Genomic DNA, 15,422 nt, shown 5'->3' on the forward strand with positions numbered 1-15,422 from the left:
AGCCTATGTTCGTGATCCGTCTTTGTGCGGCCTTTCTGGTGACGCTGATCAGTGCCTGCATGGCGCTGGCCGATAAACGCGTGGCCCTTGTGATCGGCAATTCGGACTATGCGTCTGTCAGTCCGCTGGACAACCCGATCAACGATGCCTCGGACCTGACCCTTGCGCTGGAAGGGTTGGGGTTTGACGTGTTTCTGGGGATGGACCTGACACGGGATGAGATGCTGTCGCTGGCGGAATCCTATGGCGCGACAGCGGCGGATTCGGATGTTTCGCTGTTTTTCTATGCCGGGCACGGGTTTCAGGTGGGGGGGCGGAACTATCTGGTTCCGGTCGATGCCAACCTGACCAGCGCGTCGGACATCCCTGAACAGACCGTTGCGATGGAAGAATTCGTGACCCGGATGGAAAGGTCCGACGGTATTCGCCTGGTGTTTCTGGATGCCTGCCGCGACAACCCGTTCGAGGATGCCGGGATCAGCGTCGATAACGGTCTGGCCCGCGTCGGCAGCGCAGCGGATTTCCTGTTCGCCTACGCCACGCAGCCCGACAATGTGGCCTTTGACGGCACCGGCCGGAACAGCTTTTTCACCGAAGCATTGCTGAGCCATATCTACACGCCAGGGCAGGATATCTCGGACCTGCTGATCTCGGTCCGCAAGGATGTGCTGACCTCGACCGGGGGTCGGCAGATTCCGTGGGACAACTCGTCGCTGACGCGGCAGTTCCGCTTTGACAACAGCCCGGTGACAGCATCGGAAGAGACGCTGTTGTGGCAAGTGGCGGCGAACTCGCAGGAGCCGTCGCTGATGCAGCTCTATGTGGACCGCTACCCGCAAGGCGCGCATGTGAATGAGGTTGTGGCGTTTCTGGACCGGGCCGGGCAGGCGGGTCCTCAGACCCGCGCGCTGTCGGTCGAAGAAGAGGATGAACAGGCCGAACGCCTCTGGAAGTTGGCGCAACGCAGCCGGATGCGGCCCTTGCTGGAATTTTATCTGGAACAATACCCCGATGGGGTTCATGTCGATCAGGCCCGGAGGCTGATTGCATCCGTTCCGCGCCCAGAAGACAGCACGCCGGGCGGGATTTGCGAGCGTCTGGCGACCCATCCACGGGATCGCACCGCCAGCATTCCCGGTGTGCCCTTCACCCGTTTGCAGGAAAACGCCCTGACCGCGATTCAGGCATGCAGCGCCGCTGCCGCGCAATCCCCGGAGTTGTCGCATTACGTCGCCCTGCTGGCGCGAGCCACGATTGCCGCCGGGGATGTTGACCGGGCCGTGACCCTGTATAAGCAAGCCGCGGATGAGGGCGACTTGCGGGCCATGGTCTCGCTGGCGCAACTGCATGAAAGCGGCACCGGCGTGCCGCAGGACATGACCCGCGCGCTGGACCTGTATGAACGGGCCGCCGCCGGGGGCAGTTTCGATGCCATGATCAACCTGGCGGTCACCTTGTTCGAAGGTCAGATCGTGCCCAAGGACGAGGCGCGCGCCATTTCCCTGTTGCAGCAGGCCGCTGACGGAGGTTCGGCCAAGGCCACTTTCAATCTGGGCGTTCTGGCGCAGGATGGGGCGGCAGGCGTGCCTGCGCAAGCGCTTGGTTATTTCCAGAAGGCGGCCCAGAATGGCGAATATCAGGGCTATCTGGCCGCCGCCATTCTGCTGGACGAAGGACGCGGCATCCCGCGCGATCCGCAGGAGGCCGCGCGCATGCTGCTGCGCGGTGCGGCTGAGGATAACGGCGCGATCCTCGATCAGCTCTCGCTCGCCTCGGACCAGTGGTCGCGCGACACGATGATGGAGGTGCAGAAATTCCTGCAGACCGCTGGCTATTACAACAGCACCATTGACGGCGTACCGGGGCCGAACTTTGTCGAGGCCCTGCGCCAATGGCGCAGTGGCGGGTTCGACCCGGTCATTCTGGCCGCGAACTAAGCGCCAAGCCCCGCCCGGCAAAGGCGGGATCAGTTCACCGGAACAAACTCGATCCGGCGGTTGCGGCGTTTGCCCTCTGCCGTGTCATTCGAGACCACGGGACGGGTTTCGCCATAGCCCACTGTCACCAGACGCTCGGGCGCGATGCCTTTTTCGACAAGGTAGGTGTTCACCGCACGGGCGCGACGCTCGCTGAGGGCCAGGTTGTCCGCATCCGATCCGTCACTGTCCGTATGACCGCCGATTTCGATCTTCAGCTCGGGGCAGCGATCCACGATGTCATAGAGATTGGTCAACAGCGGGATCGAGTCGGTTTTCAGCCGCGCACTGCCCGAGTTGAAATAGATATTGCCGGTGCGCGACAGGATTTCCATCCGGCCCTCACAGGCGGTACGGTCCAGATCGCCCTTGGTTTCCAGCGCGGCCGCACCCGGCGTTGCCGACACAAGTTCCAGTTGCGGCGGTGTGCCCGCCTTGGCGCGGTCGAAGACAAAGCCAAAGCTGACAAAGCCAAAGGGCAGGATATCGACGCCAGCAGCCTCTTGCAGCTTGCCACGGCCTTCTTCCAGATTGAAATCGGGCAGGGCGATGGCAATCGGCGTCGTGTTCGCCACCGCCACCCGGTCATTATCGACCAGAGTGATCGCCACCTGCGCCACGCTGTCTTTGGTCACGCCATGCAGGGTCAGCCGATAGGGCAGGTCGATGATCTTGTGGCGGGACTGATGCAGATCGACCAGTTGTTCGGGCGGCAATTGGGCGGTGATCACGGCCTCGGGGAAGTTGAAGGTCTCGAAAAACAGAAACCGCATCCGCACGTTGCGCAGGTCGATCTTGGTATCGACACTGTCCATCTGCACCCGGATATCCGCCGCCCCGTCCGGGCCGATCACGCCCGACAATGTGGCAAACCCGGAATTTTCGGCGACCGAGTTCTTTTTCACCGACAGGAATTGCAGTTCCGAGGCTGCGGCATCCAGTTTCCAGCCGTGTTCGAACGGATCCACGTTTTGTGCCCACGCGGATTGTGCGATCAGCACCCCGGCTATCGCAGAAACGAGTCGCATCAGGGTTGAATGCGGCATGTGTGAACCTCTTCCTATTCTTGATACCTTTTTCGGGATATGGCAGGGCGTGGCCATAAGAAAGCCCAAAAAGGTTTGTAAGGGATTTCCGGGTCAAATGATGCCCGCGGATCACGGGCAAGGGCCGAATATTAGGATCAAGGAACCAGACGTGCTTGGACTGTGCAGAATACTGATTGCGATCTTCGCGATGACGTGGGCGGCAACGGCCATGGCCGAGCCGCGCATTGCGCTGGTGGTCGGCAATTCCGCCTATGGTTCGGTCTCTGCGCTGGACAACCCGGTCAACGACGCGCGTCTGATGGCCGAAAAGCTGGAAGGGCTGGGGTTCGAGGTCCGGCACCTGTCCGACAGCAATCAGATCGATATGAAGCGCGCCATTTCCCAGTTCGGGCGCGATCTGCGGCGCGGTGGTGAGGATGCGGTCGGTCTGTTTTATTACGCAGGCCATGGCGTGCAGTCCTTCGGGTCGAACTATCTGCTGCCGGTGGACGTGTCGCTGGACGACCCGGCGGATCTGGACCTGATGGCGGTCGAGGCGCGCTCGGTCCTGCATCAGATGGCCTCGGCCAACAACAAGACAAACATCGTGATTCTGGACGCTTGCCGGAATAACCCGTTCGAAGATCTGGCCGATATGGACGACAATGGTCTGGCCGAGATGAAGGCGCCCACCGGCACCTTTCTGGCCTATGCGACCGATCCCGGCGGTGTCGCGCTGGATGGTGAGACGGGCAACAGTCCCTTTACCCTGAGCCTGGCCAAACATATCGAAACGCCCGGCATGGCGATTGAGCAGCTGTTCAAGAAGGTCCGGGTCGAGGTTCTGGACCAGACGCGCGGCTTGCAGACGCCATGGGATACCTCGTCCCTGACGCAGGATTTCGCGTTTTCGCTGGAGACTGAAACCCGGATCGTTCAATCTCAGCAAAGCGAAGAGGAACAGTGGCAGCAGGCCGTGAACTCGCGCGATCCGGTGCGGATCATGCTGTTCATGCGCAGCTTTCCCGAAAGCGTCCACGCCGACAAGGCCAGCGATCTGTTGCAGGTTGTACTGGCCGAATCCTTCGGCACCGCCCTGACGCCCCCGACCCCCAAGGCAAAGCCCAAAGTGGCCGATGCCAATGAAACCGACCGTCTGATGTTCGAATTGGCGCAGGTGGACGATTCGATTCATTCCTACGAGGTCTATTTGCACAGCTTCCCGGACGGCGCGTTTTCGGATCAGGCCATCGAACGGCTGGCGGCGCTGCAGTTGCAGGGCGAGACGATGACCCGCAAGGCCGAGCCCAACGCGAAGGCCCCCGACACCCAGACCACCGGCACCATCGACGCCTCGGCTGCGGTGACGATGCAGTCGGTCCTGACCTTCGGAAACTCGCATGTGCGCGGCAAAACGATTGAAGAGCTGGTCGCAGGCTCACCGCAATTCCCGCCCATCGAGGGGCTGCCGGATGAACTGTGGAAGAACCAGAACTGTTCGAACTGCCACCAATGGACCGCTGACGCGCTGTGCGAACAGGCGCAGACCTATGTCAAACGTCCGGCAGCAGGCAACGTGGCCAAACAGCATCCGTTCGGCGGCGGGCTGAAGGTCAATCTGCGCCGTTGGGCCATTGACGGGTGCCAGGGCTGAGCGTCCTTGGATTGCGCCCTAAAATCACCATTTGCAAATCCTGGGTAAATTGGTCGTACAACCCACAGCTCAGTCAGATCCTTCGGAATCACGCCCGGCCTTTACGAACTCAGCCCGCCTATCAGCCCGTGCGCGAAAGGAGCGCTTTATGACGCTTGCATCCTTCGCCCCGACGGATGGCCGTCTGGGCGCGACTGGCCGCTGGATGGTTTTTGAGAAAGGCTTGCCGCAATGGATTTCGCAGCAAGCCGACGTCTCGGTTGCTAACGCTCAGCTATGGACCTCGATCTTGCAGATCGACATCTCTTCGACCTCGTCCCAGTCGATCTCAAGACCCAGCCCGGCACCGCCCGAGGCGTTGATGTAGCCGTCAGCGTCAACCTCGATCCGGCCAAGCGCGTCGACCTGGAAATCGGCATAGGGCACCGGCATTTCGAAATAGTCGCAATTGTCATAGGCCAGCATCAGATGCAGGTTTGCCGCCATCGACAGGGCGCAACCCCAGCTTTGGAACTCGACGTTGAAATTGTTGGCCTCGGCCAGCGCCATGACCTTGCGCGACGGCGTGATGCCGCCCGCGGTGGTGGCGTCGATGCGCACCCCGTCCCAGCAATCATGCCGCATGGCGTGGGCGATGTTGGGCAGGTCGACGATGGTGTTGCCGCCCGGCAGGATCGGCAGTTCGGTGCGGCGGCGCAGCTCGCGATAGCCGTCCAGATCGTGATCGGGAAAGGGCGCTTCGAGCCAGACATAGCCCATCTCATGCATCGCGCGGGCCACTTTCAGCGCGCCCTTGTGGCTGTAGTAGGCGTCGGCGTCGAACATGAAATCCAGCCCCTTGTCGCCATGGGCGGCGTGGACGGCGCGCATCATGTCGATATCGGCGTTGGGCTCGCACTTGTAGTGGAATTTGAACGCGCCAAAACCCTGTTCGCGCAGCTCGTCAATCAGATCGACATAAGGCTCGGGCCCGTCGAAAACCTGGGTCGAGGCATAGGCCTTGACCCGGTCGCGCGCGCCGCCGAGGAACATATAGAGCGGCATGTCCGCCCGTTTCGCGGCCAGATCCCACATGGCGATGTCCAGCCCGGCGATCGAGGTGTTGGGGATCGACAGGCGGCGCAGTTGCATCCATTTCCAGATGTCCTCGCGGCGCAGCGCCGCACGGCCCAGCAGCCCTTTGAGCAGCGGTCGCATCCCTTCGGCCACGGCGCGGTCGAAATCATGTTCGGTGCAGGAAAACACACCGCCCGCGCCCTCATACCCGTCCGAGGTGGTGATTCTGGCGATTGTATTGGTCGTCAGCAGTGCGGGCATGGTCGGCGACCATGAGAATTTGGGGATTCCGGTCTTGACCACGTAGACCTGGATTCTTTCGATCTTACCAAAACGATCTTCTGTCATTTCAGTCATTTGCGCGCCCTCGGATGCGGGGGTTGAGGTTGAGTTGCGTTGCTACGCTCTACTCAACTATGTCAAAGACTATTGACGATCAATAGATATATCAATTAATGCGCCAAAAATCGATCACCGCCCAAATGGCAGTCAGTTGTAGAGGAGACCGCAGATGGCCAGCTTTGAATCGCAGTGGCAGAGCACCTATAAGGACAGCGCGGGCAGCACTCTTCCCGTGTTCGCCGATGTCGATGTTGTTGTCGTGGGCGGTGGGGCCGCCGGTGTTGCGGCTGCTGAAACGCTGGGGCGCAAGGGGCGCTCGGTTCTGGTGATCGAACGCTATGGGTTCTGTGGCGGCGGGGCCGTGGCAGGCCTGTCCGGTACGATTTGCGGCATGTTCCTGTCGACCGAAAACGAAAAGGCCGCGCCCGAGCAGGTGGTCTTTGGCTGGGCCGAGAAATTCCGCGCCGCGCTGGAAAGCCGCAATGGCGTCAGCGGGCCGCAACGCTATGGCAAGACCTTCACCGTCACCCACGACCCGCTGGTCTGGCGCGAGGTTGCCGACGGTTTCCTGCGCGAGGCGGGGGTTCAGATCCTGTATCACTCGCAGGTCGTCGGCGTGTTGATGGAAGGTGATGCGTTTGGCGGCGTCATCGTGAATTCGAAATCCGGGCTGGCGCAGGTGCGGGCCAAGCGGATCATCGACGCCTCGGGGGATGGTGACGTGATCCACCGCGCCGGTTTTGCCACCACCAAGGGCAACAATGGCGCGATCCAGAACCCGACCATGATCTTCCGTATGGGCGGCATCGACGTGGATCGGTTCTGTGACTATTGGGGCGAGGATACGATCAGCCCGCAAAAGGTGATCGACAAGCTGATCGCCGCCGACAACGAAGGCAAGCGCCTGCCGCGCAAGAAGATCTGGATTTTCCCGACCACCCGTCCGGGCGAGCTGATGGTGAACGCCACCCGCATTCTGGGCTTTGACGGGCGCGATCTGGATGTGACCAACCCGGTTGACCATTCCGAGGGCGAGTTGGTCGCCCGCCTGCAGGTGCGCGAATACGCGAACTTCCTGCGTCAGCACATTCCGGGCTGCGAAGAGGGCTATGTCAACGACACCGGGGTCGAGATCGGCATCCGCCAGACCCGTACCGTGACCGGCATCGCCACCCTGACCAATGACGATGTGCTGGGCCGGGGCAAATCGCCCGACGCCATCGCCGCTTCGCCATGGCCGATCGAGTTGCATTCCGGCACCAAGCCCAAGGTCGAATGGCTGTTCGATGACGCCTACGAAATCCCCTATGGCACGCTGGTGCCGGTGCAGGGCGAAAACATCATCGTCGCGGGCCGCTGCCTGTCGGCCGAGCATGAGGCGCTAGCCTCGGCCCGTGTGACCGCGCAGTGCTTTGGCTATGGCCACGCTGCCGCGCTGGCGACCGATCTGTCGATCAACGAAGGTATCGCCATCCGCGACATCAAGGGCGCCGATATCCGCACCCTTCTGAACCACGAAGGCGCGCGCCTGTAACCGCGCCTTCGGTGCCGTCCCGGAATGCGCCTTGGGGCCGTCGTTTGGCGCCAAAGCATTCCGGACGGCGGCTGACCAAGGCGTACCGCGATCAGCCCATGGCAGGGCGCAGGTCGATGGTCGCCCTGGCAAATTCTTCAAGGTAATCGATCAGCGCATGTGATGCGGCGCAGGCTGCCGCCCGGTCGCCAGAGCTGACGGCGCGCAATATCGCGGCGTGCAGACCGGCGGCCTTCTGATAATCGTCAAAGGTCGCGTTGAAGAACCAAAACCGTCGCGACAGGCCCTGAACCGGGCGCATCGCGCGGATCAGATAGGGGTTTTCGGCTGCATCCGTCAGTGCTTCATGCGCCGTGCGCAGGGTTTTCAGGAAATCGGTCCGGTTTTCCACATTTTGCGCCATGCGGGGCAGGTCGTCGGCCAGCGCGGCCAGTTCCTTGCGCTGATGGTCCGAGGCGTTGTCACAGGCGGATTCGACACAGATTGCCTCGACCGCGCGGCGGACCTTCAGCAGTTTGAGCTGATCGCCCGCGCTGATCTGCGGAACCTGAATGCCGCGGCGCGACTGAACCTCGAGCATACCTTCATGTGCCAGCTTCTGCAGCGCCTCGCGGACCGGAGTGCGCCCAAGGTTCAACATCTCGCCCAATTCGCGTTCGGTATACAGGCCGCCGGGGGTCAGCTGGCCGATAACCACCATCGCCTCCAGCGCTTCATACGCCTTTTCCGTATCTGTCACACCAAACTCCGATCAATTCATATATCAGGGTCAGCCCTTATTATGCCAAGCCGTCCTCTTCTGCCAGTTCAGAGTCCCAAGGCGTGCAGTCATGGCTTTTCAGTTTCCTCGCGCAGCCAGTTCAGGAAAGTCTCGCGCGCTGGGGTCATCGCATGCGGGGACGGAGGGAACAGGTAATACCCTTCGACCTGTTTGACCGACGCCTCGAATGGCCGGACCAACTGCCCCTTTGCCAGCAGATCGGACACCAACGTATCATGGGCCATTGCCATCCCGGCATTGTTGAGCGCCGCCGTGATCGAAATCACGTAGGTCGAGGCCAGATTGACATTTCCGGATCTGCTGAACGGGATGTTGCTGGCCTTGCTCCAGGCATCCCATGTTCCGGTTGTTCCGGCACAATCGAACAGAACCGCGGTATTCAGGTCTATGTTTCCGCCTTGATAGCCGGGTGTGCAGACCGGAAAGAAATTGTCGGTGGACAAGCGTTCGGCGGACTCGAGCATTTCCTCGGGCCGTCCAAACCGGATTTCCATCGCCGCCTGTGATGCGTGGCGCTCGGGGTCCCAGATCGGGGTCACAATATCGAGAACAAGCCACGGATAGCGCGCATAAAGCCGGTGCAGGCGCGGGGTCAGCCAGAAGACGGAAAACGCCATGTTGCACTGCACGCGCACGATCTCGCCGCTGGGAGAGCCGGTAAAGGCGCGGGTCCCGCTGGCGATCAGGGCAAAGGCCTCGCGGATGCTGGGCAGATAGTTCGCGCCATCCTCGGTCAGCTCTAACACTCTGGTTTTGCGGATAAATAAGTCCCGGCCCAGATAAGCTTCGAGGTTTCGCACATGCTGGCTGACCGCTGATTGCGTCAGCCCAAGTTCATTGGCGGCGCGGGTGAAGTTCAGATGACGGGCGCTTTCTTCAAAGGCGCGCAGCCATGTCAGCGGGGGAAGGCCCGAGGCCGGGTCGATCATTCGCGATCACTCCATTAATTTTTCTAATAGTATAGCCAAAGATTCATCATTTGTCACCAAAGCCCATCCTGAGGCATCTCTTTTTGAATTCAGGAGGAGAGGGCCGATGCTGCAAGCCGCGCATAGCGAAAACCTATCACACTGGGCGGAACGGGCGGATCTGGCGGCAACGTTCCGCTGGACGGCGCGGCTGAACATGCACGAAGCGGTCGCGAACCACTTTTCCCTGGCGGTCAATGAAGACGGAACCCAGTTCCTGATGAACCCCAATCAGATGCATTTCAGCCGTATCCGGGCGTCGGACCTGTTGTTGCTGGATGCGAATGATCCCGAAACGCTGGACCGTCCCGGCGCGCCGGACCCGACCGCGTGGGGGCTGCATGGCTCGGTCCATCGCGGCTGCCCGCATCACCGCTGCCTGATGCATGTGCATTCGATCTATTCCACCGGTTTGGCCTGTCTGGCCGACAGCACCCTGCCGCCGATCGACCAGAACACCGCGACCTTCTTCAACCGCTATGTGGTCGATGAAAATTTCGGCGGGCTGGCTTTCGACGAAGAAGGCGCGCGCTGTGCCGCTGCCCTGCAGGACCCGAAGAAAAAGGTCATGATCATGGGCAACCACGGCGTTCTGGTCATGGGTGACAGCGTCGCGGACACGTTCAACCGCCTCTATTACTTCGAGCGCGCCGCCGAGACCTATATCCGCGCGCTGCAATGCAATGTTCCGCTGCGCGTCCTGTCGGACGAGATCGCCGAGAAAACAGCGCAGGAGCTGGAAGACTATCCCGGTCAGGCAGAACGCCATCTGGCCGAACTGAAAGCCATTCTGGACCACGAAAACGACGATTACGCGAGCTGAGATCATGCCAGACTACGTCCCAACGAATGCGGCTTCTTCCGGCGTCAAGCTGGACAAGAAGACCCTGAAATCCATCGCTGCCCGGTCTGATCGTCCGGGTCTGATCTATCTGGCCAAATGGGCGGTGGCCCTTGGCCTGACCGGCGCGCTGGTCTGGCTGAGCCTCGGGACGCTGTGGATGTGGCCCGCCATGTTTGTGCATGGCATCGTGCTAACCGTGCCCGCCTATTCCTTCAGCCACGAGGCGGCCCATGGCACCGCCTTCCGCACCCGCTGGCTGAACGAGACCGTGCTGTGGGTCACCTCGCTGCTCTATATGGAAGAGCCGCTGCACCGGCGTTACACCCACACCAACCACCACACGCATACATGGCATGTGGGCAAAGACAGCCAGATGCCGTTCGACACCCCGATGGGGTTCGGCGGCTGGATGACCGAGATCACCGGCTTTGGTCTGCTGCGCTTTCACATGCAGGTGTTCTGGCATCTGGCCATCGGTCACTACACCGACACCATGAAAATGGTAACGCCCGAGAACGAGTTCGCGAAGATGACCCGCAACGCGCGGATCATGCTGGCGATCTATGCGCTGATCGCGGTGGCTCCCTTCGTTGGCATCTGGTGGCCCGTCTGGTTCATCGTGATCCCACGTATCATGGGCGCACCCGTCATGCTGCTGTTCACTCTGATCCAGCACGTGGAATTGCAGGAAAACTCGCCCTCGATCCTGGACAGCACCCGGTCGTTCCGCGGGCACTGGCTGGCGAACTTCCTCTACATGAACATGAACAACCACGTCGAACATCACCTCTATCCGCAGGTGCCGTTCCACGCCCTGCCCAAGCTGGCCGAGGCGGTGCAGGACCAACTGCCCGAACCCGATCCCGGTTTCCTGCGCACCAATTGGGAGGTCTTCGTGGTCACGCTGCGCCGTTCGCTGGGCCTGTCGACCAAGGCGGGTTCCATCCGGCAGGCCCCTCATATGATCACCGGCGGCGGGCCGATCGAGCGTGTCGCGGAAAGGACAATGTAAATGAAGCGCATCTACGATTTCAGTCGTAACCCTGCGGTCCGCAACTATACGGTTGCGGACCTCAAGGCACTCAAGGGGTCGGGCAAAAAGCTGTCGATGGCAAACCCGGCGGATCGGGACCAGATCACCGCCTGTGTCGAGGCGGGGATTGACCTGTTCGTGGTCGGCACCGATCAGATGGAAGATGTGCGCGAACTGGCCCCGGCGCATTTCACCGGCGCGGGCTCAAGTTGGGCGCAGTTCGGATCAGATGATGAGATCGTCGCCCACGCTTATGAGGCGATGCGGCGCGGGGCGGATATGTACTATACCCTGCGGTCCTTCGACGTGATGGAGCGTATGGCCAGCGACGGCATCCCGGTGCAAAGCCATATCGGCCTGATCCCCACCTTCAGCCACCATTGCGGCGGCCTGCGCGCCTTTGGCCGCAAAGCGGATGAGGCGATACAGGTCTGGAACACGCTGAAACGCATGGAAGATGTCGGCGTCTTCGCGGTCGAGGTCGAATGTCTGGCCGAAGAAGTGCTGGAAGCGGTGAACGACAAAACCTCGGTCGTCACCTTCTCGCTGGGCTCCGGCATGGCGGGCGACGCGATCTTTTCGTTTGTGGCGGACATCTGTGGCGAGGCCAGCGAAGAGGATAAGCCACCGAAACACGCCTATGCCTTTGGACAGGTGGGCCGTCTGCACAAGCAGATCCACGAAGAACGCGTGGCCGCCTTGGGTGAATACCACCGCGAAGTCACGGCGGGCAACTTCCCCTATCCGCAAACCAACATCTCAATGCATGCGGGCGAGAAAGAGAAATTCCTCGAAGCCCTCGATAAATGGACGCCGACCCATCAATGAACGACGCCACCGACTATAGCCAAGCCTTCGCCGCCAAGCCCCAGCCGCTGACGCTTGAACAAGCCGCCTGGATCACCCCCCCGATGCAGGCCGTCGATACCGAAGGGATGATCGACGTGCCCCGGATGCGCCGGTATCGCCAGAACCGGCTGCGCGAACAGATCAGGGCGCAAGGCCTTGATGCGATCATTCTGGTCGAGCCGCTGTCGATCCGCTACGCCACCGGCGTGCGCAATTGTACCCTGTTCCAGATGCATATTCAGGCCGGGTATCTGTTCATGCCCGCCGAGGGGCCGGTGGTGTATTTCGACTCGGAACCGGGTCAGAATACAGGCAGCACGCTGGAGACCATCGACGAGATCCGGGACGATCTGCTGCCGCTTTCCTATATGTTCGCAGGTCCGCGCCATGACGAATGGACGCGCAAATGGGCCGATCAGATGGATGATCTGATCCAGAAACATTGCGGCCCGGGCAAACGGAAAATCGCCATCGAACGCGCCGGTTTCCATGCCGAGCAGGCGCTGGTCGACAAGGGCCACACTGTGTCGGATGTTGCCCCGGTTCTGGCCCATGCCCGCAAGATCAAATCGCCCGAGGAAATTCTGGCGATGAACCTGACCATTGCGGTGGCCGAGGATGGCATGACCCGGATGCGCGACAACCTGCGTAACGGCGTGATGGAGCAGGAACTGTGGGCACATATGTGGTCGGCCCTGATCGAGGGTGGCGGTGAATGGCTGGATTACCGCCTGCTGGCCTCGGGCGAGCGGACGAACCCCTGGCAGCAAGAGGCCTCATCCCGCATGATCCGCGCCGGTGATCTGGTGGTGTTCGATTGCGGCATGGTCGGGCCGTTCAGCTACGGCGCCGATATTTCACGCGCCTTCCGCTGCGGGCCGGGTCGGTCGTCTGACTATCAGAAAAGCCTGTATACCATGGCCCATACCGAGGTGATGGAAAACACCAAGCTGGTTCAAAGCGGTGCGGCCTATTCCGACATCGCGCTGAACCGCCACCTGCCGCCTGCGGGCTTTGGCGATCAGCCTTACCCCTGCATGATGCACGGGCTGGGCATGGCCGATGAATGGCCGGTGATCCTGCATTCCCCCGACCACCCGGAATTTTATGACGGCGAGCTTGAGCCCGGCATGGTGATCTGTGTCGAAAGCTATATCGGCGAGGTTGGCGGGGTCGAGGGTGTGAAACTCGAAGACATGGTGCTGGTCACGGAAAGCGGACCCATAACCCTGTCGCGTTACCCCTTTGAAGAAGAACTGATGACGAAAGAGGTCTAGGCACATGAGCGACTGGATTGAAGCCTGCAGCACGGATGACATCGACGAGGAAGACCTGATCCGCTGGGATCACGGCGGTCAGACCTACGCGATCTACAACACCGAAAAAGGCTTTTTTGCCACCGATGGCCACTGCACCCACGAAGAACAGCATCTTGAGGACGGTCTGGTCATCGACTGCGTGATCGAGTGCCCGCTGCATGGCGGACGTTTCGACATCTGCACCGGCAAGGCGCTGTCCGCGCCCTGTACCGAGGACCTGAAAACCTATCCCGTCAAAATCGAAAACGGTCACGTTTTTGTGCAGCTCGGATGACGCGCGCGGCTGATGACCTGTCGCTTCCATGCGGCGGGCCCATCAGCCAGCAACTAAGAAAACTAAGTCTACAGGAGGAGAAACATGAAACCACCCCTAATGGATCTGCCCATTAAGGTCGCAGATAGCGGCTTTTATCGAGGGTTTACAAAGGACGTAACCGTCTCGGCCAAATTGATCGTGGGCATCATTATCATCTGGGCCGTGGCCTTCCCTGATAATGCTGCTGCCTTTCTTGGCGGGATAAACTCGTTCATTCTGTCCACGTTCAACTACTGGTACGTCTACGCGATGGCGTTTTACGTGCTGACCTGTCTGGCGCTTGCGGTCTGGCCCGCATCCGGGCGGCTGAAACTGGGCCTGGATGATGACAAACCCGAGTTTTCGAACTTCTCGTGGTTTTCGATGATGTTCGGTGCCGGGATCGGTATCGGGATGCTGACCTTTGCAACAGCCGAGCCCATCTATCACTTCAAATCCAACCCCTCGACCATCATGGGCCTGACCGAAGGCGAAACGCTGGGCAACGTCCGTGACGCCTATATCTGGTCATTTACCCACTGGGGCGTGGCGGCCTGGGCCTCTTACGCGGTTGTTGGTCTGTCGCTGGGCTATTTCTCGTACCGTCGCGGCCTGCCGCTGACCATCCGGTCGGGTCTGACCCCGATCTTTGGCAAGGCGCTGTCCGGCCCGCTGGGCCACCTGGTTGACGTTGTGGCGGTTGTCGCAACCATTCTGGGTATGGCGCAAACGCTGGGCTTTGGCGTCGATCAGTTCGTGTCCGGCCTGTACCGGATCGGCTTTGGCGAATGGCTTTATACCGTTGACGCCGAAGGAACGCGCACCGTGTCCAAGGCGGCGATCATCTTCTCGCTGTTCGTGATCATGGGCGCCTCGACCCTGTCGGCGCTGTCCGGTGTGGGTAAAGGCATCAAGTGGCTGTCCAACCTGAACATGGGCCTCAGCTTCTTCCTGTTGGCCTTCTTCCTGATTTTTGGGTCGACCTTCTTTGGTCTGCAGGCTCTGTTTGTCGGCATCTACGATTATGTCACGAACCTGTGGTGGATCCTGTTCAACGTCTGGAGCAGCGATGGCGTCGAAGGCTCGGTGGCCGATCAGCTGGCCAGCTGGCAGGGTGGCTGGAACATCTTCTACTGGGCGTGGTGGATCGCATTCGCGCCGTTTGTGGGCCTGTTCCTTGCCCGCGTTTCGCGCGGCCGTACCGTGCGCGAATACGTGATTGGCGCGATGTTCATCCCTGGCCTGATGTGCTTTGTCTGGTTCTCGATGGTTGGCGGCACCGCCATTGATCTGGAACTGAACGGCGACGCCAACCGCGCCATTCTGGATGCCGGTCAGGCGGATCAGCTGTTCGCCATGCTGGGCGTGATGCTGAGCGAGGGTATGGCCTGGGTCATGTCCCTGGTCGTCATGGTCCTGCTGCTGACCTATCTGGTCACTACGGCGGACTCGGGCGTTCTGATCATCAACACGATCAACGCAGCCGGTGACGAAGGCCCGAAAGCCCGCCCGCATATCCTGTTCTGGGGTGTTGCCATGGCGCTGGTTGTCGGCGGTCTGATCATCGCGGGCGGCTTGTCGGCGATCCAGACGGCCATGGTGATCGGAGCACTTCCGTTCAGCCTTGTGATGGTTCTGATGGGCATCTCGGTCCTGAAGGCGATCTACAAGGACGGCAAACGCCAGGCCGCAGGTGTGAAAAGCACCGTAAACGACGAAGTTGCCGCCGAATAACGCGGCATA

The 15,422-nt window shown here is 60.7% G+C and carries 13 protein-coding genes; 9 read left to right on the forward strand and 4 right to left on the reverse strand.

Annotated features, from left to right (window positions below; all coding sequences use genetic code 11):
* Positions 1 to 5 precede the first annotated feature (5 nt).
* A complete protein-coding gene (locus ACR0KX_RS03610) occupies positions 6 to 1,937 on the forward strand; it encodes a caspase family protein (protein ID WP_480707871.1) in 1,932 nt (643 codons plus the stop codon).
* A gap of 29 nt (positions 1,938 to 1,966) precedes the next feature.
* Here the strand turns inward: ACR0KX_RS03610 and ACR0KX_RS03615 are convergent, their stop codons facing one another.
* A complete protein-coding gene (locus ACR0KX_RS03615; protein ID WP_170630601.1) occupies positions 1,967 to 3,022 on the reverse strand; it encodes an OmpA family protein in 1,056 nt (351 codons plus the stop codon).
* Positions 3,023 to 3,173: 151 nt separating this feature from the next.
* On the opposite strand from ACR0KX_RS03615, the gene ACR0KX_RS03620 reads away from it, so the two are divergent.
* Positions 3,174 to 4,658 carry a caspase family protein gene (locus tag ACR0KX_RS03620; RefSeq protein ID WP_480707873.1) on the forward strand — a complete coding sequence of 495 codons (1,485 nt, stop codon included), beginning with the start codon at positions 3,174 to 3,176 and terminating at the stop codon, positions 4,656 to 4,658.
* Between the two features lie 270 nt (positions 4,659 to 4,928).
* On the opposite strand, the gene ACR0KX_RS03625 is transcribed toward ACR0KX_RS03620, so the two are convergent.
* Entirely contained in the window at positions 4,929 to 6,071 is a 1,143-nt protein-coding gene (locus ACR0KX_RS03625; protein ID WP_170622549.1) for a mandelate racemase/muconate lactonizing enzyme family protein, read from the reverse strand.
* 154 nt (positions 6,072 to 6,225) lie between these two features.
* On the opposite strand from ACR0KX_RS03625, the gene ACR0KX_RS03630 reads away from it, so the two are divergent.
* Positions 6,226 to 7,590 carry an FAD-dependent oxidoreductase gene (locus ACR0KX_RS03630; RefSeq protein ID WP_170622550.1) on the forward strand — a complete coding sequence of 455 codons (1,365 nt, stop codon included), beginning with the start codon at positions 6,226 to 6,228 and terminating at the stop codon, positions 7,588 to 7,590.
* Between the two features lie 91 nt (positions 7,591 to 7,681).
* Here the strand turns inward: ACR0KX_RS03630 and ACR0KX_RS03635 are convergent, their stop codons facing one another.
* The gene (locus tag ACR0KX_RS03635) at positions 7,682 to 8,329 is read right to left on the reverse strand and encodes a GntR family transcriptional regulator (protein ID WP_170622551.1); all 648 of its coding nucleotides are present in this window, start codon (positions 8,327 to 8,329) and stop codon (positions 7,682 to 7,684) included.
* Between the two features lie 89 nt (positions 8,330 to 8,418).
* Positions 8,419 to 9,300, reverse strand: coding sequence for a LysR family transcriptional regulator (locus ACR0KX_RS03640; RefSeq protein WP_170622552.1), 882 nt, complete (start codon positions 9,298 to 9,300; stop codon positions 8,419 to 8,421).
* A 106-nt stretch (positions 9,301 to 9,406) separates the two neighbouring features.
* Between ACR0KX_RS03640 and ACR0KX_RS03645 the strand changes: the two genes are divergently transcribed.
* The 6 genes from ACR0KX_RS03645 to ACR0KX_RS03670 all read left to right on the forward strand — a co-directional run bounded on the left by ACR0KX_RS03645 (position 9,407) and on the right by ACR0KX_RS03670 (position 15,413).
* The gene (locus ACR0KX_RS03645) at positions 9,407 to 10,162 is read left to right on the forward strand and encodes a class II aldolase and adducin N-terminal domain-containing protein (protein WP_170622553.1); all 756 of its coding nucleotides are present in this window, start codon (positions 9,407 to 9,409) and stop codon (positions 10,160 to 10,162) included.
* 4 nt (positions 10,163 to 10,166) lie between these two features.
* Positions 10,167 to 11,195 carry a fatty acid desaturase gene (locus ACR0KX_RS03650; protein WP_170622554.1) on the forward strand — a complete coding sequence of 343 codons (1,029 nt, stop codon included), beginning with the start codon at positions 10,167 to 10,169 and terminating at the stop codon, positions 11,193 to 11,195.
* Positions 11,196 to 12,044, forward strand: a complete 849-nt coding sequence (locus tag ACR0KX_RS03655; RefSeq protein WP_170622555.1) for a 3-methyl-2-oxobutanoate hydroxymethyltransferase — start codon at positions 11,196 to 11,198, stop codon at positions 12,042 to 12,044. It begins immediately after the preceding gene.
* Positions 12,041 to 13,342, forward strand: coding sequence for a M24 family metallopeptidase (locus ACR0KX_RS03660; RefSeq protein ID WP_170622556.1), 1,302 nt, complete (start codon positions 12,041 to 12,043; stop codon positions 13,340 to 13,342). Before ACR0KX_RS03655 ends, ACR0KX_RS03660 begins: the two co-directional genes overlap by 4 nt.
* 4 nt (positions 13,343 to 13,346) lie before the next feature.
* The gene (locus tag ACR0KX_RS03665) at positions 13,347 to 13,658 is read left to right on the forward strand and encodes a non-heme iron oxygenase ferredoxin subunit (RefSeq protein WP_170622557.1); all 312 of its coding nucleotides are present in this window, start codon (positions 13,347 to 13,349) and stop codon (positions 13,656 to 13,658) included.
* A gap of 84 nt (positions 13,659 to 13,742) precedes the next feature.
* The gene (locus ACR0KX_RS03670; RefSeq protein ID WP_480707875.1) at positions 13,743 to 15,413 is read left to right on the forward strand and encodes a BCCT family transporter; all 1,671 of its coding nucleotides are present in this window, start codon (positions 13,743 to 13,745) and stop codon (positions 15,411 to 15,413) included.
* The last annotated feature ends 9 nt before the right edge of the window (positions 15,414 to 15,422 follow it).

It is taken from the genome of Ruegeria sp. BG5, assembly GCF_056538425.1.